This is a genomic window from Vibrio stylophorae, assembly GCF_921293875.1.
Classification (GTDB): domain Bacteria; phylum Pseudomonadota; class Gammaproteobacteria; order Enterobacterales; family Vibrionaceae; genus Vibrio_A; species Vibrio_A stylophorae.
The window spans coordinates 1,211,032-1,232,953 of the sequence record NZ_CAKLDI010000001.1; the positions used below are offsets into that span (position 1 = coordinate 1,211,032).

Sequence of the window (21,922 nt, forward strand, 5' to 3'; positions counted from 1 at the left end):
TAGCTCGCTTTTTAGTGCATATCGATCAGATATGGTCAAAATTGCGGCGCATCAAATTGCTCTGGCTCGTCGGAATAGATGCATACATTCCATTTGTCGACTAAACCTGTGTCGGCTATGCACTGGCTTTCAAAAAAGTGTTTGATCTCTTTTCGTTGGCAGTGCGCTTCAAAGCTTGCGTTATCGGCCCAAATTTCATGAAAGGCTATAGGGTAGCTTTCACCGCCAGCAAAAGGACTTTCAATGTGGCGGGTGACGGTATATTGAATGCAGCCATCTTCTCTGAGCGTGTTCGGCTCAAGCGCTTGCAGTACTTGAAAGAGCGCATTGAGCTGACCTGGTTTTGGCTGAAATTGCGCGACGCAGTAGACTTTTTTTGACATTGCTTTTATCCCATGAGTTGTTGCGCATATTGGTATACAGACTTGAGAATGGCCATTTTATGGGCATCTTGCTCATGTTCGTACACTAGATTTTCGAGGTTCAGTAGATAGTCATCAGCACGGCGCGAGAAGTAATCGCTTTTGTGCGCAAGCCATTGCTGCTGCTCTTTGTCATTGAGCGTGTGCGGAAAATGACGCGCGCGATAGCGAAAGAGGAGCGGTGCAATGCGTGGGTCATCAACGCTTAGGTTGAGGCTATCCAGAGCTTCTGGCGGTGTTTGGCGAATGATCTCCATGGCGCTTTGTGTGCTGGGCGTGAAAAACCCATCATATAGCTGGGTATCGACGTCATCTTTTGCAAATTCAGGCGCTGAGAGCTCAAAAAGGGCGACGAGTTTATCGCGTACTTCTGGGTGCTGTTTTAGCTTAGCTAAATTGTCGAGACAGGCTTGGCGATCAACATTTAAACGCGCCGCGTCATCAGCGGTGAGTGTTTTTGCTGGAGCAACCACAGGACATTTGTTGGTATGAATGAGCTTGACTGGCACCGGAAGTTCATTTGCCGCTAAATCCTCTCGTTTGGTATATAAGCGCGCAGCTAAAGCTTCAGCATCCAGATCCAAAAGTGGTTGTGGATCCATGGCAAGGTTGACTGCAATTACTGCGTTTTGATTGGTGGGATGCCAAGCCATAGGTACCATCCAGCTGATATTGCTACATTCGCGGCCAAGCATGCCAGAGACATGAACGATCGGCGTGAGATTTACGGTATCAATCAGTGTTTTGACTTTGTTTTTATTGCGGTGTTCAAACAGGAATTGAAACAGTTTGGGCTGACTGTCTTTGACCAATTTAGCCATCGCAATGGTGGCATAAACATCAGCCATAGCATCGTGCGCATTGCCATGTTCAATGCCATTGGCAACAGTGAGGCGCTCTAGTTTAAAGCTGGTAAAGCCGTCTTCATTTTCTGGCCACTGAATGCCCTGTGGGCGAAGTGCGTAGCAAGTGCGCATGACATCCAGTAAATCCCAGCGCGAATTGCCGTTTTTCCAGCTCCAGCCATAGGGTTCGAAAAAATTGCGATACAGCGTATAGCGGGTCACTTCGTCATCAAAACGCACATTGTTATATCCCACCACACAGGTATTTGGGGTGCTGAGCTCTTTTTCAATCGCGGCGATAAACTCAGGCTCAGATAGGCCGTGCTTCAGTGCGTGCTGTGGCGTGATCCCTGTGACAAGACAGGCTTCTGGCGTAGGTAGATAATCATCTGTGGGGCGGCAGTAGATCACCAAAGGCTCACCAATAATATTTAAATCCATATCGGTACGAATGCCTGCAAACTGACAGGGGCGATCTTTGCCTGGATGGGTGCCGAAAGTTTCGTAGTCGATAAAATAAAAAGTGGGTGAGTGTTGGTTGTTCATCTGGGTCACATGCTTGAAAACAGAGGGTAAAGATAACACAGCGGCCAATAAAAAACGCCATCGAATTCGATGGCGTTTTTGAAGTTATAAGTAACCTTTACCGACACTACGCTTTGACGGTTTGAGCCAATCAGCAAGGCCATCATCACTTTCTTGATCTTCTTGTGTGACATGATTTTCAGTGAATACGACTTGATACTCGCTGGCAACAAAGTTGCGTTGTGATGCAATCACAGAATCAATCAAACTTTCCATTACCAAGGCGATAAATTTTTGTGCATTGGGCTCTGAGATATGAGCGATATAGGCTTCAAGCTCACTGTCGCTCAGATCTTGGTAACTGTATAAGCTGTGCAACATGATATTGGTGCGAATACGTGATTTGATTTTGGGCTCCAATTTTTTGGTGAAGCTCTCTATTTCTTCGACGGGAATAACCAAATCACGGGGATAGGTATCAGATTGGCTGATGGCGTAAAAGTGCACCTCAATGGCTTTTTCAACCATGGGGTAGGTATGTTCAACCAATAATGATTTTTCAACGTAGGTGTTAATTAATCCCACACGTTTGGTGTCTTTGACCAGCTCGCGTAGTTGCGTATTGAGTTGTAGTGGTGTGAGCTCGGCCATTTGATAGCTGGCATTGGCTTCAAGTTGACGTACTTTTTTTGCGAGTGGTGATTCAAACCATTCAAAAGCGGCATCCATGGTATCGCTGTCAAGCTCGGTATAAAGCACGATCTTAGTTTCTAGCAGAAAATCTTCATAGCGAAAATAGGGAATCATCCCACTCATGGTTTGACTGATTTCACGGTCGTTGACGCGTTCTGCCAACATTTTTTCTTCGGTTTCACTGAGGATAGATTCAATGGTTTGCTGAATGGCGTGGTTGGTGCCACTAATTTCCATTAGCTCAACGACACGGAAATAACGAGAGACAGCGAGTCCTGTACCGATAAGGACAATAAGAAGAAGCGTTGACAGGATCCACGATTTTTTGTTGCGCATTGTTATACCGTTGATTGAATCTTAGGGTGTATGCTAGCTCACCCATGGCGTTCTGCCTGCATTTGTCGCAGGTCAAAGGTTCGATTTGGGGAGATTTTGGCAAAAAGACTGTAATCGCAACATTTTTTTATGCAAACTTTCGATGGCAAGCACATTTTTCTTGCCATCGCGGTATTGTTTGCGACCTAATTAGATTAGGCTTTTCCCTTGTATATCATCAGGCTATGGCTAGTTTTCCATCTAGATATGCGCTGATATCAAGCACTGCTTGCGAAAGGACCGCATTCTTGTCTTGCTCACTTCCCATGTTAAGCCCCTCAGCATAAATAAATTTCAAGTCATGAATGCCAATAAAACCCAAAATCTGTGTCAAATATGGCGCAATTAAATCTGAGGCTTGTCCTTGGTGCTGACCGCCGCGACTGGTAATGATTAATACCGGTTTATTATCCAGCATGCCAACGGGACCATGCTCTGTATATTGGAAGGTCACACCAGCCCGGCATAATAGATCAAGCCAAGCTTTCATTTGGGTGGGTACACTGAAGTTATACATGGGTGCCGCAAGAATGATGAGATCGCTGTCCTTTACCTCAGCAAGTAGACTATCGGCTAGATTCTTAATGGCGTTTTCTTGATCACTATTGAGCGCAAATAGGGTATCGCCATCTAAGAGTGGTACTGGATCTTGCGCTAAATCGCGTTCAATGAGATGAAAGTTGTTTAGTTTTGGTTTGATAGATTCTATCAGTGCATTGGATTGAGAGTAATCACCAAGAATACTTGATTTGATAATAAGTGCTTGTTTCATTAGTGGTTCTCAATTTTTCTAATTTGATGAAATAAGTTTAAATCGAAAGTTGGAGAATGATGAGAGGGGAGATTTGGCTATCTTGTTCAAAAAAATTGAACTTTATTTCAGGTCTATGGGGTGAAAAAAGAGAGGCAGATGCCTCTCTTTGAGTTTGTTTATGCTTGCTTACTTTGCATGGCGCGACGAATGCAATAAATTGCGCCGCCCCATGTACAGCCAATACCAATGCACATCATGACAATTGCTGCTGTGGTCATTTTAGGCTCCTTCTGCTGTCATTTGTGGTGCAGCAGGTTTGGTGAAAAGGTTAATTGCAACGGCCACAACAATCATGGCGCCCACCACACACCAACCGGCAAAGAATAAGGCTTTGGTTGGATACCCTTCATAATTGGTAGTGAGTGCGGTGTAGTACTGCATGATTACAACCACAAGCAATGCGCCTGAAGTGATATAGCGAATACAGTTGACAAACAAGGCACCAACTTTGAACTCGGAGGTTTTGTTGATGTAATCGCGCAATCCTTTCAAATTAAAGAACCAACCAATAATAATCAGCTCAATCAAACAGCTGGTGAGAATGCCGATGTTATTGACAAAGTAATCCACGACATCGAGTAGGAATAAACCGCCATTGGTGGTGAATGCCAGTGAGACAACTAAACCGGTTCCACAGACAATGGCAGAGGTTACCTTACGGCTCCAGCCCGTTTTATCAATAATGGCTGAGTTGACTGCTTCTAAAATAGAAATGTGCGAGCTTAGACCGGCGATGGCCAAGGCAAGGAAGAAGAGTGGGCCAAGAATATAGGGAATGGGTAGGAAGTTGATTGCTTTCGGAATGGTAATAAAGGCGAGACCGACACCACTACTAACCACTTCAGTCACTGCTACTTGTTGCTCTTGCGCCATATAGCCAAGTACCGCAAAGATCATGATACCGGCCATAATCGAGAAGCCGCAGTTGATCAAAACGGTCATGATTGCGTTATTGGTCACATCCGATTTCTCAGGCAAGTAACTTGAATAGGCCAGCATAATGGCAAAACCAATGCTGAGAGTGAAGAAAATCTGACCATAGGCGGCAGACCAAATATTCCAATCACTCAGGCGTGAGAAATCTGGTTTGAACATATAGTTCAAGCCGGTCATGGCACCATCAAGAAAGATCACACGCGCAATCAGTACAACCACCATCACAAAGAGCACTGGCATCATAATTTTGCTGGCACGCTCAATACCAGCTTTAACACCGCCAAAAATGGCAAAAAATGAAACTAACCATGCGAGAGCAACGGCACCAACGATGTGCCACTGAATTTGGCCAAGCTCAAGAGGCGATCCGCCCAATTTCAAATATTCACCAAAGAAAAAATCTTTGGTGGCATCGCCCCAGCTTTGGGTAAATGAAAAACTGAAATAGGAAAATGCCCAACCGATGATAGCCACGTAGTAAACCGCGATCACTGCTGCTATACATACTTGGAACCAGCCAAGCCATTCTAGCTTGGGGTGAATACTGGAAAAGACGCGCGGCGCAGAGCCTTTGAGCTTTTTACCCAGCGCAAATTCCATAATGATAAATGGAATACCAGCCGTGATCATCGCGATGAGATAGGGTAGGAAAAATGCGCCACCGCCATTTTCATAAGCCATATATGGGAAACGCCAAATGTTTCCTAAACCGATTGCAGAGCCGACTGCGGCGAGGACAAAACCTACGCGAGAGCCCCATTGTTCTCGTTTCATAAAAAAGTATCCTTACTAAATTTAATTACTAAAAATCAGCAATTAAATAGTGATATAAACTGCATCATGCATTCTTTTGTCGAATAAATAGAAATAAGCCACTATTTTCGACATTGGTCACAGATTAACAGCTTCCCTATTGAAGGCAATAGATAGTGAGGGCGTGAAATAGGATTGTTTGTGGTTAATTATTCTACATTTATTTACGTTGTTAGTGGATAAATGAAAATTAGCGTGGTTGAAAGTGATAGGTTTGGTGTTTTTGTTGGTTTGTAAAATCATCTGTTAAAGATGGAATTTGCACCTTTTGCCTAAAATGTGCGCACTTGTAAGATGGATGTACTGTTTTGAATGTAACAGCAAGCTGACTTCGTGCGATAAAACGTGAGCTTTTGCTTGCACCTTGTTCGATATGGTCTATGCCTTAATTAAGGGCTTTGATTGATCATAAGGAGTGAGTATGTCGGCAGAACTAAAACTAGCATTAACAACCACGGCCATTGCGCTAGCTGTGATTTTAGCGTTTGGATTGATCGCGATTCAGTTTCCCAGTTAGCAGCGTAGAACCCATCTTTATCACCTTAGTGTTTTCATTGTTGAATCTGACTATAATGCGCCCCTAATAAAGGGGCGCATTATGTTTGATATTCTTTTTTCCCATCCCGATTTTGTTGTGATCCATAAAGCTGCAGGTGTCAGTGTTCATCGCGACAATGACGATCAAGGTTTGCTGGATGTGGTGTCCAAAGAGGTCGGTGTACCGCTTTATTTGATCCATCGTTTGGATAAGATGACATCAGGGTTATTGCTTCTGGGTAAAAATGCGCAGGCTGCGGCAGCTTTGAGTGAATTGTTTGCCAAGCGCCAAGTCGAGAAATTTTATATTGCCTTATCTGAACAAAAGCCAAAGAAGAAGCAGGGCAAAATTCAAGGCGATATGAGCAAAGCGCGCCGGGGGAGTTATAAGTTAGAAAAGACTCATGAAAACCCAGCGATTACGCAATTTCTTTCGTTCTCATTAAAACCGGGTATGCGTGCTTTTATCTGTAAGCCATATACAGGCAAAACGCATCAAATTCGGGTGGCACTTAAGAGTGTTGGCGCGCCGATTTTAGGGGATATTCGCTATGGTGGCGCACCTAGTGATCGCGGTTATTTACATGCAGCAATGCTTCGTTTTACCTACCAAGGTGAGTTGTTTCGCTTTTTCCAGATACCCAAAGATGGGGCGCATTGGTGTGATGAGCTGGGGCAAGATTGGATTTTGCAGCACCAAGCACCGGAATTACTTGCTTGGCCCAAATTATTTTAGTGGATCGCGAGCGTCATGATCTTTTGAGTCTTTTGGTCTGAATCATGTCAATGGTTGCAGCCTGTAAAAATATCCTTCACAAATTTGAAACAAAGGAGCCAGAGCCCAAATAAAACCGTGATAGGATGAGCGTGTTAAATCTGGAGGATTGAATATGCCTTTTCGCCGCTCAAGTGCTGCACGCTGGCGCGCCAAGCGCCGCCGACTGCGTGTCACCGCTGGTGTTCATTTTGGTTTTCACCAAAACCTGAAAAAGAATCGTCAAGCTATCCTGCTGCCGATGCAAGCTGAACATATTGTTCGCGCCAAAGATCAGGCCGAACTTTTGCGAGATGCCAGTTAGCAAAACTAGATTCTTCATTAGCGCCTCTGTAAACTGCATCGCTCGTTTTCGCTATCATTGAGACTGCAATGCAACTGTCTGCGCTTCGCGATCTATTTTCCTCTCTTTCTTTGCCTCAAGATGCACCGCAGGGGCGTCGTTTATTTCATGGCCGTGGCCGCCTTGTACCAGGTTTAGAGCAGCTGACCATTGACTATTTACCGCCGGTTCTGTGGGTCGGTTTATTTAAATCAGCCGATGATGCCTTTCTCGATGAATTAAAATCTCAGCTCGTTGCACTGGCAAACTCAGAGCAATGGGTGGAGAGTGGGCTGAGCAGTATTCAACTTCAACACCGCTATTTGCAACCTTGTGAAGTGGACTTGGTCTATGGTGATGCGGTGCAGCAAACTGAGATCCAAGAAGGCGATTTAAAATTTGGTTTGCGCTTTGGCCGCAATCAAAATACTGGGCTTTTTTTGGATATGAGCCAAGGTCGTCAATGGGTACAGCAACACAGTAGTCAGGCTAGAGTGCTTAATCTATTTGCCTATACCTGCGGCTTTTCTGTGGCTGCCATCGCGGGTGGTGCCAAGCAGGTTGTTAATTTAGATATGGCCAAAGGCGCATTATCGACAGGGCGTGAGAATCATCAGCGCAACGGTCACGACCTGCGCTCTGTGAGCTTTTTAGGTCACGACCTTTTCAATTCTTGGGGCAAGCTGAAAAAATCGGGTCCCTATGAGATGGTGGTGATTGATCCGCCATCGTTTCAAAAAGGCAGTTTTGCACTGACCAAAGATTACGGCAAAGTGCTGCGCCGTTTAGATAGCTTGACTGTGGATGGTGCTCAGGTCTTAGTTTGCGCCAATTCACCAGATGTCACGCCGGATTATCTGATTGATATGATGGCGGAAGAAGCGCCGCAATTTTCATTGGTTGAGCGTTTGGCCAACCCTGCGGTCTTTGCCGATGTTGATGAGCAAAGCAGCCTAAAGGTGATGGTGTTTGTGAAAAATAAAGCAGTGGATGCGTAAGCAGCGGTTGAATGGTCAAATGCAGCGCCAATGCTGAATGACGGTGAGTTACTTGGTAAAAGTGCTGATAAACATCAGTCGATAAACAGTCGATAAACAGTCGATAACATAATGCGATAGAAAGAAAAAAGCGGCCAACAGCCGCTTTTTTTTGTGTTTAAAGGTTCACTAGCTTTTTGCGGCCACAGGGCAATCTTGCAGGGTGACAAGTTTATCCGCCACAATTTTGGTGTTGGCATCGCGAATTTCAATTTCGTACACCACACCTTGGTCTAAAAGGCTTTTGAGCTCTTCGCTTTGACAAAAACCCTTGCTGATATTTTGACTAAAACGCTGGGCATTGGCTTTGCTGTCAGTGCGTAAAAATACATAGCGAACACGATTTTCTTTTGCTTTGACATTGATGAGGCGATAACCCGGAAGCTCTTGAGGTAGCTTTTTAATCGTTACATCAGCGCGATAACGCGCGAGAACGTGTGATTCAGGCTCTTGGCTGGCGCAGCCTGACAGTAAAAATAGAGATGAGAGCAGGGCGATTGAAAGCGTGCGGAACATAAGTCAAACCTTGTTCAGTAACATAAGCGTTGGTTAAGACAGCGATTTGATTGAATCGTGCCAAAGGATTAGAGCATTGCCTGTTCCCCCCTGCAAGCAGCAGTCTCTTTTTTCGAATTGAGGGCTCAGTTTTTGTGCACAACCATAGAAACTCACAAAAACCATGGATTGCGTTTAGATAAATGAGCACGGAGGTTGCACAGCTCATTGCCTACGGTTAGTGAGCGTATTAAGCGCGTCTTTTCATAAGGGGAGAGAGCGCTCGCCTAACGCCTTGACTCTTGGCATAATGAGTGCCCATTTTTGATGTGACCACCATGATAGCGGATTACTTTTCTTCACAAGGGGCTTTGGCCAAGGCGATCGACGGATTTGTGCCAAGACAGCCGCAAATTGATATGGCTGAAGCTGTTGCCAAGGCGATTCGCCATGATGCGCAGCTGGTGGTGGAAGCGGGTACAGGGACAGGGAAAACTTTTGCTTATCTGATTCCAGCGTTAACCAGTGGTAAAAAGGTGATCATCTCCACGGGTTCTAAAGCGCTGCAAGAGCAGCTCTATCATCGCGATCTGCCATTACTAAAAAAAGCCCTTGGTTATCATTATGCCTGCGCACTTTTAAAAGGGCGTAGCAACTACTTATGTCTTGAGCGTTTGCATCGTGAATACGCCGAAGCGCACAGTGGCGTACGCGATAAACTGGCACTGAGCCAATTGGTATTGGTGCGCCACTGGTCAAGTCAAACCAGCTCTGGCGATTTAGCTGATTGTGCGAGTTTGCCTGAAGACAGTCCCATTATTCCAACCATCACCTCAACCAATGACAATTGTTTAGGCCGCGAGTGTCCGCAGTATGAAGAATGCTTTGTGGTCAAAGCGCGTCGCCGTGCCATGGATGCACAGTTGGTGGTGGTCAATCACCATCTATTTTTAGCCGATTTAGCGATTAAAGAGACGGGATTTGGTGAGCTGATTCCGCAAGGTGATGTCTTTATCTTTGACGAAGCGCATCAATTGCCCGATATCGCGACCCAATATTTTGGTACCAGCTTATCGAGCCGCCAGTTGATGGAGCTGGGTAAAGATATCGATATTGCTTATCGTACTGAGCTGCGCGATAGCAAGCAGCTGCAAAAAGTCGCAGACAAAATTCAGCACTGCGCCATGGACTTGCGTTTAGTGCTTGGTGAGCCGGGTCAGCGCGGCAATTGGCGCGAGATTGCTCAGCGCGGTGGTGTAGCGCGAGAAGTGGAGCGATTGCAAGAGGCGCTGGATTTTTGCCAGCAGGTGCTCAAGCTCTCTTTAGGGCGCAGCCAATTATTGGATGCAGCCTATGATCGCAGCGTACTCTTTCAAGGCCAACTAGCACGAATGCTCGATACTTCCGTGTCTGGTTACTCCTATTGGTATGAATGTACGCAGCGCCATTTTGTACTGCATATCACGCCGCTCAGTGTGGCACAAAAGTTCCAAGAGCAGGTGAAAATGCAAGGCGGTAGCTGGATTTTCACCTCAGCAACCTTATCGGTAAATCATAATTTTCAATATTTTACCGCACGTCTTGGCTTGACGCCGTCGCAAGCATTTACTCTGCCAAGCCCCTTTGATTATCAGCGCCAAGCTGTGCTTTGTGTGCCGCGTTTTTTGCCTGAGCCCAATAGTCCGGGGTTAGCGCAGACTTTGGTCGAGCGCTTATCACCTGTGATTGAGGCCAACCAAGGTCGCTGTTTCTTCCTATGTACCTCGCATCAGATGGTGCGTGCTTTGTCCGATGGGTTTCGTCAGCATCTATCTTTGCCTGTGCTGGCACAAGGGGAGATCCCTAAACAAAAATTACTCAGTGAATTCTTAACACTGGGCAATGCATTGCTGATTGCCACAGGTACCTTTTGGGAAGGGGTGGATGTTAGAGGACAAGCGCTAAGCTGTGTTATGATCGATAAATTACCCTTTGGCGCGCCAGATGATCCACTGCTCAAAGCGCGAATGGAAGACTGCCAGCTTACCGGCTGTGACCCATTTTCGCAGGTTCAAATTCCAGATGCAGTGATCGCCTTAAAGCAGGGCGTAGGGCGTTTGATTCGCGATCAGCAAGATCACGGCGCCTTAATTATTTGTGATAATCGCTTAGTGACCCGCCAATACGGGGCAACCTTCGTGGCCAGCTTGCCTGAAATGCCACGAACACGAGATTTAAACCAGGTCATTGCGTTTCTAACCGCAGGGCCAGAAGCAGAGCGCGAGATAGCCGCGACTTTGCCAGAAAATGAGATAGAGAATAACGATGACGGCAAAAATTCTAGCCATTGATACCGCAACAGAAAATTGCTCTGTTGCTTTAATGATCGGCGATCAAGTGATTGAGCAAAGCCTCTTAGCGCCTCGCGAGCACACGCAAAAAGTGCTGCCGATGGTGGATCAAACCTTGGCGCAAGCAGGCTTGAGTTTGCAGCAGTTAGATGCCATCGCCTTTGGCCGTGGCCCAGGTAGTTTTACTGGCGTTCGTATTGGCATTGGCATTGCGCAAGGTTTGGCCTTTGGTGCCGATTTACCGCTCATTGGTATTTCAACGCTACAAGCCATGGCGCAAGCCACGTATCGTTTGCATCAAGCTGAGCATGTATTAGCGGCGATTGATGCGCGAATGAATGAAATTTATTTTGGCCATTACGCGCGTCAAGCCAATGGTGATTGGTTGATTCAAGGTGAAGAGTTGGTTCTGCCGCCGCAAGATTTAAGCGCAGCACTGCCAACCTTAGCACCGAATACACTCAGGGTGGGTACAGGTTGGGATGCCTATGCTGAACAACTGCAAGATGTGATGGCGCAAAGCCAAGCTTGCGAAGTGCTTTATCCGCAGGCGCAAGATATGGCAATGCTGGCGCAATATCGTTGGCAAGCGCAAGATATGGTCGCCGCCGAGTTGGCTGAGCCGACTTATTTGCGTGATAAGGTGACTTGGAAAAAATTACCCGGTCGCGAATAGTCACGGTTGATGGATTGAGCTGTGAATCATCAGGTGGTATGAATGCGTGTTCAAAATTTACCTTTACCGGTTACCAATAGTCAGCGCTCGCAAGCGCCAAAACGCGCGCAGGCGAGTGCGCAAACGTCGTCTTCACAAAGTACAACGGCGGCTACGGCTGCGCCAAGTTTATCTACCTCAATCCATCCATTGGCGGCCAGTGTGGCCGACGCTGTAGCGCAATCGCCATCTGGCTATCAGCAGATTATTTATGACCAACCACAAGGTCCCGGCGGTGAGGCGGTTGGTGAATACTTGTCGGTGATGAATTACGATAAAAAACAAGCGTTGGCAGCGCTGGTGGGCATTGATTATTACGTATAACCGCAGCGCATGATTGATGATGCAATCATGATTCGATTTCGAGGTTTTTATGAAGCAGTTTTATCTCGCAGCCTTGCTTACTTTAACGCTGAGTGCTTGTTCGACCACGCCGCAATCGTTACAAAGCAGCGCTGAAAATTTGATCACACAATACGCTGAGCTCAATCAAGCACAAATCAAACAACCCGTGCGTCTGGGCGGGGTGATAGCAAAAGTGGATAATCTTGCGGAACGAACCCGCGTTGAGATTGTGAGCTTACCGCTATCATCCAGCGGCCGACCAGATATCAATGCCAATACGCAAGGCCGTTTTGTTGCCTATATCGACGGGTTTGTTGAGCCGGTTGCCTTTCATCCAGGGCGTTTAATCTCTGTGTTGGGTCAATATAGTGGTCAGGAGCAGGGCAAAATTGGCGAGTATAATTATACATTTCCTGTGTTGATGGTCAGCGGCACACAATTGTGGAATGTTAGCCAAGAAGTGATCATCTATGATGATTTCGGCCGCTTTGATTGTTTTGACCCATTTTATTGCGATCCATTTGATAACGGCATTCGCCGCGGTAAAGTGCAAGATCGCGTTGTACCACAATCTGAATAAGTCATTCTTTTGCAACTTCATGAACTTTTATTGCCCCTTGCTGATTATTCATTGGCCGCAAGGAGCAGTACGCCTGATTTAGCGGCTGAGCAGCCTACTTTAGTATTCCTCCATGGTTGGCAAGATAACGCCAATAGTTTTGCCCCCATATTGCCGCAGCTTGCGCCGCATTTTCGTGTTTTAGCCTTTGATTTTCCGGGTCATGGCTTATCACCGCATCGTAGTGAACACTGCTATTACCCCTTTGTTGATTATCTCGATGAATTGCAGCAAGTGCTGAGTCTATTGGCATCGCCCTATATTTTAGTGGGGCACTCCATGGGCGGTATGCTGGCGGCAACCTATGCTGGCTTGTGTCAGGATGAAAATCTCAAGGGTCTGGTGTTATTGGAATCAACAGGGCCCATCGCTGATTCGCCTGATCTTGCCGTTGAACGACTGCAAAAAGGGTTAAAAGCGAGACAAAAATGGCGAAAACAGCGGCATAAAGTGCATCGCGGCTATGAAACCATGGATTTTGCCATTGCGCAGCGCAGTCGAATTAATCGTATTGATCCTGTGCAGATCACGCCACTAGTCGAGCGTGCCTTAGAGTGTAGGCAGGGACGCTGGTTTTGGAGACACGATCGAAAAACCGCATTACCCTCATTGACGCGTTTTACTGAGCCGCAAGTAGAATCAATTCTGAGACAAATTCAAGTGCCAATTTTTACCCTTTTAGCAGAACAAGGCTATGATTGGCTTAAGCAAGATCTGAAGTTAAGAAAAACGTGGTTACATGCTTTTGAGTGCGAGATCCTAGCAGGTTGCCACCATTTTCATTTACAATGTCCAGATCTTGTCTCGGCTAAGATTCTAGCCTTTGCTGCACAGAATTTTGCTCAAGAAACAACCGAAAAGGCGTCAAAATAGACGCTGCCTCTGACCAGCTACTCAGTAGCAACACCATTACTACAAGAAGTAAGGAGAATTATGGTGGATAAGGTATGGCTTAAACGCTATCCGGCAGATGTCCCTGCTGAAATCAATCCTGAGCAATACAGCTCTTTGGTTCATCTTTTTGAAACTGCTGTCGCCAAATTTGCCGATCAACCTGCCTATATCAACATGGGCGAGGTGATGACTTTTCGTAAGCTGGAAGAGCGTAGCCGAGCGTTTGCCGCTTACTTGCAAAATGAATTAAAACTGAAAAAAGGCGATCGCGTCGCGATCATGATGCCAAACTTGCTGCAATATCCGATTGCGTTGTTTGGTATTTTACGCGCTGGTTGTATTGCTGTGAATGTGAACCCTCTGTATACCCCACGCGAACTTAAGCATCAGCTCAATGATGCTGGTGCCAAAGCGATTGTCATTGTTTCTAACTTCGCGCACACCCTAGAAACTGTGGTTGATGAAACCCAAGTGAAACACGTTATTTTGACACGTTTGGGTGATCAACTACCTGGTGCGAAGGGCACCATCGTGAACTTCGTCGTGAAATATATTAAGCGCATGGTACCTAAGTACAGCTTGCCACACGCAACCTCTATGCGTTTGGCGCTGCGTAAAGGTCGTCGCATGCAATATGTGAAGCCATTTATCAATGGTGAAGATATTGCATTCTTGCAATATACCGGCGGTACCACAGGTCTGGCGAAAGGCGCAGTGCTCAGCCACCGCAATATGGTGGCCAACGTGATGCAAGCCAAGGGTATGTATGGCGCGCGCTTGCAGGAAGGTCGTGAATTGATTGTTACGGCGTTACCGCTCTATCACGTTTTTGCGCTGACCGTAAATGGTCTGCTGCTATTTGAAATGGGTGGTCAAAACTTGCTGATCACCAACCCACGTGATATTCCAACCTTTGTGAAAGAGATGTCGAAAGTCACTGTTTCGGCGATCACTGGTGTGAATACGCTGTTTAACGCATTGAATAACAATGAAGATTTCAAAGAGCTTGATTTTAGCCAATTGAAATTGAGTGTTGGTGGCGGTATGGCGGTGCAGCGCGCCGTCGCTGATCGCTGGCAGAGTATTACCGGTTGTTATCTGCTTGAAGGTTACGGTTTAACCGAATGTTCGCCTTTGGTGGCAGCATACCCGCATGATTTGACTGAGTTCAATGGCTCGATTGGTCTGCCTGTTCCTTCAACTGAAGTGCGTATGGTGGATGATGAAGGCAATGAACTGCCTATGGATGGCGTTGGTGAGCTTCAAGTTCGCGGTCCACAGGTGATGCAAGGCTACTGGCAGCGCAATGAAGCAACCAGTGAAGTGTTGACTGAAGATGGTTGGCTATCGACGGGTGATATCGTGCGTTTTGATGAGCAAGGCTTCTTGCACATTGTTGATCGCAAAAAAGATATGATTTTGGTATCTGGTTTTAACGTTTATCCAAATGAAATTGAAGATGTCGTGGCGCTGCATGAGAAAGTCCTTGAAGTGGCTGCAATCGGTGAGCCGCATGAAGTGTCTGGCGAAATCGTCAAGATTTGCGTCGTGAAGCGCGATGATAGTCTGACGCGTGATGAGCTGATTCAGCATTGCCGCAAACATCTTACTGGTTACAAAGTTCCACGAGTCGTGGCATTCTATGATGAATTGCCAAAGACCAATGTGGGCAAAATTTTACGTCGTGAGTTGCGTGATCAACCCGCACAAAGCTAAGACGTTATTTGTTGAGTAAAAAATGCCGGCAAATGCCGGCATTTTTATCGAAGTAGGTTTTATGAATTATCAAATGATCACAGATTCGCAGGGACTTGCAACCGTCTGTGAAGCCGCTGCGCAAGTGCCCGCAGTGATGCTCGATACCGAGTTTGTACGCACGCGCACCCTGTATCCTCAGCTGGGGTTGATTCAACTTTTTGATGGTCAGACCCTCAGTTTGATTGATCCGCTCAGTATCGAGGATATGTCCCCGCTGTGGCAGCTGTTGGTCAATCCGCAAGTGATTAAAGTGCTACACGCTTGCAGTGAAGACTTAGAGGTCTTTTTACGCGCTGGTGGTGTATTACCTGCGCCCATGTATGACACGCAAGTGATGGCAGCCTTTTTAGGCCATGGTTTATCTACTGGGTTTGCCAAGCTGGTGGAGGAATATTTAGGCGTGACCTTGGATAAAGGTGAGTCTCGAACGGACTGGTTAGCGCGCCCACTGACGGACAAGCAGCTAAACTATGCTGCTGCCGATGTACATTATCTATGGCCGCTATATCACACCTTGGCTGAAAAACTAGCACAGACACCATGGCAGCAAGCCATGATTGAAGAGTGTGAACGTTTGGTGGCGAAAAAGAATAAAGTGATTCGCCCAGAACTCGCTTATCTAGATATTAAAGGTGCCTGGCAGTTAAAACCCTATCAATTAGCGGTGTTACAAAAATTGGCGCAGTGGCGTTTAGAGCAAGCACAAAAGCGCGATTTAGCATTGAATTTTGTGGTCAAAGAAGCGCAATTGCTCGATTTGGCGCGTGATATGCCAATGAATCAAGCGCAGCTTGAGTCATTGGCACTGGATCCTTTTGTGCTACGTCGTTACAGCCAAATTTTGCTCAGATTGATTCGCCAAGGTAAAGCGGTATCGCCGGATGCTCAACCAGAAGCATTAAAACGTTTGGTTGATGAGCCGGCTTATAAAGCGGTGCTTAAATCCTTTAAGCCAGAAATTGAGAAGCTGAGCCAGCAAACAGGTCTCGCAAGCGAGTTTATCGCTTCGAAAAAGCAGATTCACCAAGTGCTGAAATGGGTATGGTGGTATGACTGCGATGAAGCAAAGCGCCCTGATATGCTTAAAAGTTGGCGTGGGCTGCTACTGAACAGCGTCGTACAACGTATTTTCCCGCAAATTAAGTTGTAGCGGGCTGCTTAAACGATTTAGTTTTACGCATGAAAATGCATCAATTTAAACCACGCACTGGCGTGGTTTTTTTGTGCCAGAGAGCGAGGTGTAACTGTCGTGTCTATGTTTGAGTTCACGGTTTTTCATTCGTTATTGGCTGTTTTCGTGTTTTTGTTCACAAGATTATCATTGTGATTATTGTTGTGAGACTTTTTTGATCGAATGAAAAAAGATATGATGGCGCCATTCTTTCATTGTGATAATTGAATAGGTGTGAATCATGGAAAAACAACACCCTCAGTTGGTAAATATGAAGCTGCTACAAGTGAGCTACCAACTCAATGCATTATTGGCTGATCTGACCGTCAATGCCACTGATGCGCAAAAAGAGCATTGGCAAAGTGCTTTTCATTGCGTGCTTGATCCCTTGTTTGATGGATTGATTGAGCCTTTATGGCAGCGCCATCCTGAGCTTGAACCATTGGCTGTGGGCGGGGCGTTGCCTGTGCCAAATCAATGGCATCAAGGACAAGCTGAGCGGCTAGAGCAAGCGATTGTTGCTTATTTAAATGATGAGCCAACCGCTGAACCTTCAACTGGCGTGGTCTTTGACCAGTGTCCACACGTGTTGTTGCTGGACTAACCACTATCAATACACAGACATGGTATTCCAATAAACATTCATGCGCCTGTGATATTGAACTTTCAATTGAAAATCACATCTTGTTTTTTTATTGAAAAAAAGAGGCCCGAAGGCCTCTCCTGAATTGAACCATCTGCACCGCCGCTAGGGGGAAAAAGTGGGGTGCAGATGGGTTCTTCCAAGTCGTTAATTTTAGTAGATACCTGCGCGATGCATGGTATTTAAGTTGATCACACCAATCAGAGTGTGCATATGGTCAAGCACAGGCAGTGCTGAAATGCCTTTCTCTCGCATTAAGATTAATGCATCTGAACAAAGCGTACCTTGCATCACCGTGGTGCAATGCGGCGCAATTACATCGCGAACCGGCGTATCTAGGCTCGATTGTTTGGCAAGTGCGCGGCGCAAATCACCATCCGTAAATACGCCCACCACGCGTTGCTCAGACACCACAGCCAAAAGGCCAAGGCCAGTTTCACAGAGTAAGCCAATAGCTTCGCTCAAAGTTGTTTCTGGTGTGCAGCGCGCACTGCTGTGTTGATGTTCAATGAGCTGATCGAGACGTGTTAATAAACGCGCGCCTAAACTGCCGCCTGGATGTGAGCGGGCGAAATCATGCTGGTCAAAATGGCGCATTTGCATGGTGGTAATGGCCAATGCATCGCCAATGATTAATGTGTTCACGGTACTGGTGGTTGGCGCAAGTCCGAGCGGGCAGGCCTCTTGCGTGACGCCGACATTGAGTAGGAAATCGCAATGCTCAGCCAAGTAGCTTTGTGGATTGCCGGTCATGGCAATAATTTGAATCCCTTTTTGCGCAATCAGCGGCACCATGGTTTTAAACTCGCTGGCTTCGCCTGAATAGGAGATTAAAACCACCAAGTCGCCTTCACTGATCATACCAAGATCGCCATGCAGCGCTTCTGCTGGATGCACGAAAAAGGCCGGAGAGCCGGTTGATGCCAAAGACGCCGCGATCTTTTTACCAATATGTCCTGATTTACCAATACCAGAAATAATCACTTTACCTTGGCAGTTTAAAACCGCTTGGCAGCTTTCACTAAAGCGCTCATCGAGACGTGTGAGTAGCGCTTTTGCCTCATTGAGCTCAGTTTCAATGACGCGTTTTCCTAGATCAATAATGGCTTGATGGTCCATGGTTATTTCTCTACTGATTGTTGCTGTTTTTGCCAAATTTCTGTCATCAGAGCAGGTGTGAGCTCCGTTAAACTTGCAATGGTGTGATCGGCAAGTGCAAAGCGCTCATCTTGTGCGTCTTCCGCTGGCATTAAAATACAAACCATACCTGCGGCTTTCGCGGCAAGTAAGCCATTGGCGCTATCTTCAATCACCACACAATCTTGTGGCGCTACATCGAGTGCTTGCGCTGCCAGCAAGAAGATATCCGGATGCGGTTTACGTTTTTCCATAAACTCACCCGATAAGCATTTCATTTTCACATCTTGCGGAATGAAAAAACGTTTGTAAAGCGTTTCGATGAATTTGGATGGGGATGATGATGCGATCGCCATTTTTACGTCATTGGCTTTCAATTCATTCGCCAAATTTAAGGCGCCAGGATTCAACGTGAGTGTTTGCTCAAATGCCACTGTCATTTTGCCGATCAGCATGGCATCTGCTGCGTCAAGATCAAAATTTTCGAGCGCAAGTTGGGCGGCAATAAAATCAAGAAAGTCACGATAAAACATCCCCTTTGTTGATTCTAAAAGGGATTGTGAAGGGGTGCCGTGCCAATGCGCCAAGGTTTCACGCTCTGCAACGCCCCAAACGGGTTCGGAATCAACCAACACCCCATCCATATCAAATAACACAGCTTTCATCGCCCTTGGCTCCTTCTATTTGGCGGCAAATTTGAGTGTCTATCCTAACTTTTGTGTTTTTCGATGTAAAAAAATTGTTCGTGATTTTAGTCACGAAATGAAAATCATATGCTTTTCAAATGAAAATCAAAATGAAAAAGTAATTGGGCGATTTGCACTGAAATAAAAAATTAATCGTTCACAATAACAAACATGAGGTCACATCTATGGACTCGATTATTCACGGAGCGGAGTGGTTCATCGGACTATTCCAACAAGGGGGCGAAGTCTTCACCGGTATGGTGACTGGCATTTTGCCATTGTTGATTTCTCTTCTTGTCGCGATGAATGCGTTGATTCGCTTGGTCGGTCAAGATCGCGTTGAGCGTCTCGCTCAGCGTTGTGCCGGTAACCCAGTATCTCGTTACCTTGTTCTACCTGTTATCGGCACTTTTATCTTCTGTAACCCAATGACACTGAGCTTGGGCCGCTTCCTACCAGAGCGTTACAAGCCATCTTACTACGCAGCTGCTTCTTATAGCTGTCACTCAATGAACGGTCTATTCCCGCACATCAACCCAGGTGAGTTGTTTGTATACCTAGGGATTGCAAGTGGTTTGACAACGCTTGGTCTTCCTCTTGGCCCATTGGCAGTGAGCTACCTATTGGTCGGTATGATCACAAACTTCTTCCGTGGTTGGGTTACTGACTTCACTACTGCAATGGTTGAGCGTCAGCAAGGCGTACAGCTTGAGCGTGAAGTTCACTTTAAATAATCGAGGATGCCTATCATGACTAAAGTACTACATATCAAACAAGGCAATGGCGGTTGGGGTGGTCCTCTTGCACTCCCTGTAGAAGCTGGCAAAAAAGTGCTCTTTATTACGGGCGGTACACGTCCCGATATCGTTGACCGCATCGTTGAGTTGACCGGTTACGAAGCTGTGGATGGTTTTAAAACTGCCATTCCTGATGAAGAGATCGGTGTTGCAGTGATTGACTGTGGCGGCACCTTACGCTGTGGCCTATATCCAAAGAAACGCATTCCTACCGTGAATATTCACGCCACAGGTAAAGGCGGTCCTTTGGCACAATTTATCACTGAAGATATCTATGTATCAGGCGTGAAACCTGCGGATATCACGCTTGAAGAGAACGGCTCAATCACTTCAGCAGCACCTGCAGCGCAGCCTGTAGAAGAAGAAAGCAAGTTCGACACTAGCAAAAAACTAACTGAGCAAAGCGACAGCCTACTGGCCAAAATCGGTATCGGTATGGGCTCGGTGATGTCCACCTTCTTCCAAGCGGGTCGCGACACCATTGACACAGTGCTAAAGACCATTCTTCCGTTCATGGCATTCGTATCCATGCTAATCGGCGTAATCATGGCTTCAGGCTTTGGTGACGTGATTGCTGGGGCATTGACGCCACTTGCACAAAACCCTCTGGGTTTGGTGACGCTAGCACTGATCTGTTCGTTCCCACTGCTCTCGCCATTCCTTGGCCCTGGCGCAGTAATCGCTCAGGTAATCGGTGTATTGGTTGGTACACAAATTGGTCTTGGCAACATTCCGCCACACCTAGCGCTACCAGCACTATTTGCGATTAACGCTCAAGCAGCCTGTGACTTCATCCCTGTTGGTCTAGGTCTTGCTGAAGCGAAGCCACGTACCGTAGAAATCGGTGTGCCTTCAGTACTGTACTCACGCTTCATCACTGGTGCGCCAACAGTATTGCTCGCGTGGTTCGTTTCAATGTTCATCTATCAGTAATAAAAAAACTCGAAATAAAAGCAGTAATTTAAGGAAAGAATCATGACTCCACTATACCAAGCCACGATTAAACAAATCGGTGACTGTGCCCTAGAAGCACTTGAAGACAACATGATGATCATCTTTGGTGATATGGCCCCAGCAGATGCCGCAGAGTATTGCTTTGTCCATGGCCACGATGAGCTTAAAGGTGAAATCACCACAGCAGGGTTGCTTAAGCTTGGTCAGCATGAATATCGCATCACAGCAGTGGGTGAGGTGGTGAACAAGAACTTAGGTGAACTTGGCCACATTACCATTCGATTCGATGCATTGACTGAAGCTGAATACCCAGGCTGCCTTCATGTTGATGGACCAACGCCAACTGATTTGACGCTTGGTGACACGATTTCTTTCTGTTAACCGCTTGGTTTCAAAAATTAGGGGGGAGGGCCGCTCGTTGCCTTAGGCCCAACCCCCACACGAATAATAAATTGGAGATTTAAAATGAAAAAAACAGCATTGGTTGTCGGCGGTGGTCAAACTTTAGGTGCGTATCTATGTCACGGTCTAGCCGAAGATGGTTACCGCGTAGCAGTCGCTGACTTGAATGGTCAAAACGCAGATGCAATTGCGGCAGAAATTAATGCAAAACATGGTGAAGGTAGCGCGATTGGTGTTGCTGTTGATGCAACCAAAGAAGCAAGCGTTGTCACCATGACCAAACAAGTTGATGATGCATTTGGTCGTATCGATCTACTTGTATACAGCGCCGGTGTTGCGAAAGCTGCGAAAATCGACAGCTTCCCACTTGATGCATGGCAGCTTTCTCTTGATGTGAACCTCACCGGTTACTTCCTATGTGCCCGTGAAGCGGCAAAAGTGATGATTCGCGAAAACAACGGCGGTCGCATCATTCAAATTAACTCTAAGTCAGGCAAAGTTGGCTCAAAACACAACAGTGGTTACTCTGCTGCGAAATTTGGCGGTGTTGGCCTGACTCAGTCTCTTGCGCTTGACCTAGCAGAGCACAACATCACGGTTCACTCTTTGATGCTTGGTAACCTGCTGAAGAGCCCAATGTTCCAATCTTTGATTCCTCAGTACGCAGCTAAATTGGGCGTGCCAGAAGCAGAGGTTGAGCAACTATACATCGACAAGGTTCCGCTAAAAGCCGGCTGTGACTATGAAGATGTATTGAATGTGTTGAAGTTTTATGCTAGCGATAAAGCGGCATACTGCACTGGCCAATCCATCAACATTACCGGCGGTCAGGTAATGTTCTAATCCCCCCTCGGGTTGGATTAAGTGCAATTTGAGGTTAAC

25 protein-coding genes are annotated in these 21,922 nt (G+C 46.4%); 16 read left to right on the plus strand and 9 right to left on the minus strand.

Going from position 1 to position 21,922, the window contains the following annotated elements; genetic code table 11:
* Nucleotides 1–35: 35 nt before the first annotated feature.
* The 6 genes from L9P36_RS05560 to L9P36_RS05585 form a co-directional block, all read right to left on the minus strand.
* A complete protein-coding gene (locus L9P36_RS05560) occupies nt 36–383 on the minus strand; it encodes a putative quinol monooxygenase (protein WP_237465606.1) in 348 nt (115 codons plus the stop codon).
* Nucleotides 384–388: 5 nt separating this feature from the next.
* Nucleotides 389–1,813 (minus strand): exodeoxyribonuclease I, encoded by a 1,425-nt coding sequence (sbcB, locus tag L9P36_RS05565; RefSeq protein WP_237465608.1) that lies wholly within the window; start codon nt 1,811–1,813, stop codon nt 389–391.
* 84 nt (nt 1,814–1,897) lie between these two features.
* Nucleotides 1,898–2,821, minus strand: a complete 924-nt coding sequence (locus L9P36_RS05570; RefSeq protein WP_237465610.1) for a hypothetical protein — start codon at nt 2,819–2,821, stop codon at nt 1,898–1,900.
* A gap of 217 nt (nt 2,822–3,038) precedes the next feature.
* A complete protein-coding gene (locus L9P36_RS05575; RefSeq protein WP_237465612.1) occupies nt 3,039–3,632 on the minus strand; it encodes an NAD(P)H-dependent oxidoreductase in 594 nt (197 codons plus the stop codon).
* A gap of 158 nt (nt 3,633–3,790) precedes the next feature.
* On the minus strand, nt 3,791–3,892 hold the full coding sequence (locus L9P36_RS05580; protein WP_237465614.1) for a MetS family NSS transporter small subunit: 102 nt from the start codon (nt 3,890–3,892) through the stop codon (nt 3,791–3,793).
* Between the two features lies 1 nt (nt 3,893).
* Nucleotides 3,894–5,384, minus strand: coding sequence for a sodium-dependent transporter (locus L9P36_RS05585; RefSeq protein WP_237465616.1), 1,491 nt, complete (start codon nt 5,382–5,384; stop codon nt 3,894–3,896).
* 460 nt (nt 5,385–5,844) lie between these two features.
* On the opposite strand from L9P36_RS05585, the gene cydH reads away from it, so the two are divergent.
* From cydH to L9P36_RS05605, 4 genes are all read left to right on the plus strand, one after another.
* Nucleotides 5,845–5,940, plus strand: a complete 96-nt coding sequence (gene cydH / locus L9P36_RS05590; protein WP_237465618.1) for a cytochrome bd-I oxidase subunit CydH — start codon at nt 5,845–5,847, stop codon at nt 5,938–5,940.
* 81 nt (nt 5,941–6,021) lie between these two features.
* Entirely contained in the window at nt 6,022–6,696 is a 675-nt protein-coding gene (locus tag L9P36_RS05595; protein WP_237465620.1) for a TIGR01621 family pseudouridine synthase, read from the plus strand.
* A gap of 154 nt (nt 6,697–6,850) precedes the next feature.
* On the plus strand, nt 6,851–7,039 hold the full coding sequence (locus L9P36_RS05600; RefSeq protein WP_237465621.1) for a hypothetical protein: 189 nt from the start codon (nt 6,851–6,853) through the stop codon (nt 7,037–7,039).
* 68 nt (nt 7,040–7,107) lie between these two features.
* Nucleotides 7,108–8,055: a class I SAM-dependent methyltransferase gene (locus tag L9P36_RS05605; RefSeq protein ID WP_237465622.1), complete on the plus strand. Its 948-nt coding sequence runs from the start codon at nt 7,108–7,110 to the stop codon at nt 8,053–8,055.
* 168 nt (nt 8,056–8,223) lie between these two features.
* Here L9P36_RS05605 and gspS2 read toward each other — a convergent pair whose 3' ends face one another.
* Complete coding sequence (gspS2, locus tag L9P36_RS05610; RefSeq protein WP_237465623.1) at nt 8,224–8,610, minus strand: type II secretion system pilot lipoprotein GspS-beta; 387 nt, start codon at nt 8,608–8,610, stop codon at nt 8,224–8,226.
* Between the two features lie 317 nt (nt 8,611–8,927).
* Between gspS2 and yoaA the strand changes: the two genes are divergently transcribed.
* The 8 genes from yoaA (at nt 8,928) to L9P36_RS05650 (ending at nt 17,025) form a co-directional block, all read left to right on the plus strand.
* Complete coding sequence (gene yoaA, locus L9P36_RS05615) at nt 8,928–10,919, plus strand: DNA repair helicase YoaA (protein WP_237467867.1); 1,992 nt, start codon at nt 8,928–8,930, stop codon at nt 10,917–10,919.
* Nucleotides 10,894–11,595, plus strand: a complete 702-nt coding sequence (gene tsaB / locus L9P36_RS05620) for a tRNA (adenosine(37)-N6)-threonylcarbamoyltransferase complex dimerization subunit type 1 TsaB (RefSeq protein ID WP_237465624.1) — start codon at nt 10,894–10,896, stop codon at nt 11,593–11,595. Before yoaA ends, tsaB begins: the two co-directional genes overlap by 26 nt.
* Nucleotides 11,596–11,637: 42 nt before the next feature.
* Nucleotides 11,638–11,958, plus strand: coding sequence for a hypothetical protein (locus tag L9P36_RS05625; protein ID WP_237465625.1), 321 nt, complete (start codon nt 11,638–11,640; stop codon nt 11,956–11,958).
* Nucleotides 11,959–12,007: 49 nt separating this feature from the next.
* Entirely contained in the window at nt 12,008–12,559 is a 552-nt protein-coding gene (locus L9P36_RS05630; RefSeq protein WP_237465626.1) for a Slp family lipoprotein, read from the plus strand.
* Between the two features lie 9 nt (nt 12,560–12,568).
* Nucleotides 12,569–13,471 carry an alpha/beta fold hydrolase gene (locus L9P36_RS05635; protein WP_237465629.1) on the plus strand — a complete coding sequence of 301 codons (903 nt, stop codon included), beginning with the start codon at nt 12,569–12,571 and terminating at the stop codon, nt 13,469–13,471.
* 63 nt (nt 13,472–13,534) lie between these two features.
* Complete coding sequence (fadD, locus tag L9P36_RS05640) at nt 13,535–15,208, plus strand: long-chain-fatty-acid--CoA ligase FadD (RefSeq protein ID WP_290368677.1); 1,674 nt, start codon at nt 13,535–13,537, stop codon at nt 15,206–15,208.
* A 61-nt stretch (nt 15,209–15,269) separates the two neighbouring features.
* Nucleotides 15,270–16,400 carry a ribonuclease D gene (gene rnd, locus L9P36_RS05645; protein WP_237467868.1) on the plus strand — a complete coding sequence of 377 codons (1,131 nt, stop codon included), beginning with the start codon at nt 15,270–15,272 and terminating at the stop codon, nt 16,398–16,400.
* Nucleotides 16,401–16,662: 262 nt separating this feature from the next.
* The gene (locus L9P36_RS05650; RefSeq protein WP_237465632.1) at nt 16,663–17,025 is read left to right on the plus strand and encodes a hypothetical protein; all 363 of its coding nucleotides are present in this window, start codon (nt 16,663–16,665) and stop codon (nt 17,023–17,025) included.
* 192 nt (nt 17,026–17,217) lie between these two features.
* Here L9P36_RS05650 and L9P36_RS05655 read toward each other — a convergent pair whose 3' ends face one another.
* Both L9P36_RS05655 and L9P36_RS05660 read right to left on the minus strand, forming a co-directional pair.
* Nucleotides 17,218–18,183, minus strand: a complete 966-nt coding sequence (locus tag L9P36_RS05655) for a KpsF/GutQ family sugar-phosphate isomerase (RefSeq protein ID WP_237465634.1) — start codon at nt 18,181–18,183, stop codon at nt 17,218–17,220.
* 2 nt (nt 18,184–18,185) lie between these two features.
* A complete protein-coding gene (locus tag L9P36_RS05660) occupies nt 18,186–18,866 on the minus strand; it encodes an HAD family hydrolase (RefSeq protein ID WP_237465635.1) in 681 nt (226 codons plus the stop codon).
* Between the two features lie 206 nt (nt 18,867–19,072).
* On the opposite strand from L9P36_RS05660, the gene srlA reads away from it, so the two are divergent.
* The 4 genes from srlA (at nt 19,073) to srlD (ending at nt 21,883) form a co-directional block, all read left to right on the plus strand.
* The gene (gene srlA / locus L9P36_RS05665; protein ID WP_237465637.1) at nt 19,073–19,621 is read left to right on the plus strand and encodes a PTS glucitol/sorbitol transporter subunit IIC; all 549 of its coding nucleotides are present in this window, start codon (nt 19,073–19,075) and stop codon (nt 19,619–19,621) included.
* A gap of 15 nt (nt 19,622–19,636) precedes the next feature.
* Complete coding sequence (srlE, locus tag L9P36_RS05670; protein ID WP_237465639.1) at nt 19,637–20,617, plus strand: PTS glucitol/sorbitol transporter subunit IIB; 981 nt, start codon at nt 19,637–19,639, stop codon at nt 20,615–20,617.
* Between the two features lie 42 nt (nt 20,618–20,659).
* Complete coding sequence (locus L9P36_RS05675; RefSeq protein ID WP_237465640.1) at nt 20,660–21,019, plus strand: PTS glucitol/sorbitol transporter subunit IIA; 360 nt, start codon at nt 20,660–20,662, stop codon at nt 21,017–21,019.
* Nucleotides 21,020–21,103: 84 nt separating this feature from the next.
* The gene (srlD, locus tag L9P36_RS05680; protein ID WP_237465642.1) at nt 21,104–21,883 is read left to right on the plus strand and encodes a sorbitol-6-phosphate dehydrogenase; all 780 of its coding nucleotides are present in this window, start codon (nt 21,104–21,106) and stop codon (nt 21,881–21,883) included.
* Nucleotides 21,884–21,922: the final 39 nt, after the last annotated feature.

Coding starts and splice junctions, on each gene's coding strand:
- L9P36_RS05560 (WP_237465606.1), bottom strand. CDS start 383: ATGTCAAAAAAAGTCTACTGCGTCGCGCAATTTCAGCCAAAACCAGGT.
- sbcB (WP_237465608.1), bottom strand. CDS start 1,813: ATGAACAACCAACACTCACCCACTTTTTATTTTATCGACTACGAAACT.
- L9P36_RS05570 (WP_237465610.1), bottom strand. CDS start 2,821: ATGCGCAACAAAAAATCGTGGATCCTGTCAACGCTTCTTCTTATTGTC.
- L9P36_RS05575 (WP_237465612.1), bottom strand. CDS start 3,632: ATGAAACAAGCACTTATTATCAAATCAAGTATTCTTGGTGATTACTCT.
- L9P36_RS05580 (WP_237465614.1), bottom strand. CDS start 3,892: ATGACCACAGCAGCAATTGTCATGATGTGCATTGGTATTGGCTGTACA.
- L9P36_RS05585 (WP_237465616.1), bottom strand. CDS start 5,384: ATGAAACGAGAACAATGGGGCTCTCGCGTAGGTTTTGTCCTCGCCGCA.
- cydH (WP_237465618.1), top strand. CDS start 5,845: ATGTCGGCAGAACTAAAACTAGCATTAACAACCACGGCCATTGCGCTA.
- L9P36_RS05595 (WP_237465620.1), top strand. CDS start 6,022: ATGTTTGATATTCTTTTTTCCCATCCCGATTTTGTTGTGATCCATAAA.
- L9P36_RS05600 (WP_237465621.1), top strand. CDS start 6,851: ATGCCTTTTCGCCGCTCAAGTGCTGCACGCTGGCGCGCCAAGCGCCGC.
- L9P36_RS05605 (WP_237465622.1), top strand. CDS start 7,108: ATGCAACTGTCTGCGCTTCGCGATCTATTTTCCTCTCTTTCTTTGCCT.
- gspS2 (WP_237465623.1), bottom strand. CDS start 8,610: ATGTTCCGCACGCTTTCAATCGCCCTGCTCTCATCTCTATTTTTACTG.
- yoaA (WP_237467867.1), top strand. CDS start 8,928: ATGATAGCGGATTACTTTTCTTCACAAGGGGCTTTGGCCAAGGCGATC.
- tsaB (WP_237465624.1), top strand. CDS start 10,894: ATGACGGCAAAAATTCTAGCCATTGATACCGCAACAGAAAATTGCTCT.
- L9P36_RS05625 (WP_237465625.1), top strand. CDS start 11,638: ATGCGTGTTCAAAATTTACCTTTACCGGTTACCAATAGTCAGCGCTCG.
- L9P36_RS05630 (WP_237465626.1), top strand. CDS start 12,008: ATGAAGCAGTTTTATCTCGCAGCCTTGCTTACTTTAACGCTGAGTGCT.
- rnd (WP_237467868.1), top strand. CDS start 15,270: ATGAATTATCAAATGATCACAGATTCGCAGGGACTTGCAACCGTCTGT.
- L9P36_RS05650 (WP_237465632.1), top strand. CDS start 16,663: ATGGAAAAACAACACCCTCAGTTGGTAAATATGAAGCTGCTACAAGTG.
- L9P36_RS05655 (WP_237465634.1), bottom strand. CDS start 18,183: ATGGACCATCAAGCCATTATTGATCTAGGAAAACGCGTCATTGAAACT.
- L9P36_RS05660 (WP_237465635.1), bottom strand. CDS start 18,866: ATGAAAGCTGTGTTATTTGATATGGATGGGGTGTTGGTTGATTCCGAA.
- srlA (WP_237465637.1), top strand. CDS start 19,073: ATGGACTCGATTATTCACGGAGCGGAGTGGTTCATCGGACTATTCCAA.
- srlE (WP_237465639.1), top strand. CDS start 19,637: ATGACTAAAGTACTACATATCAAACAAGGCAATGGCGGTTGGGGTGGT.
- L9P36_RS05675 (WP_237465640.1), top strand. CDS start 20,660: ATGACTCCACTATACCAAGCCACGATTAAACAAATCGGTGACTGTGCC.
- srlD (WP_237465642.1), top strand. CDS start 21,104: ATGAAAAAAACAGCATTGGTTGTCGGCGGTGGTCAAACTTTAGGTGCG.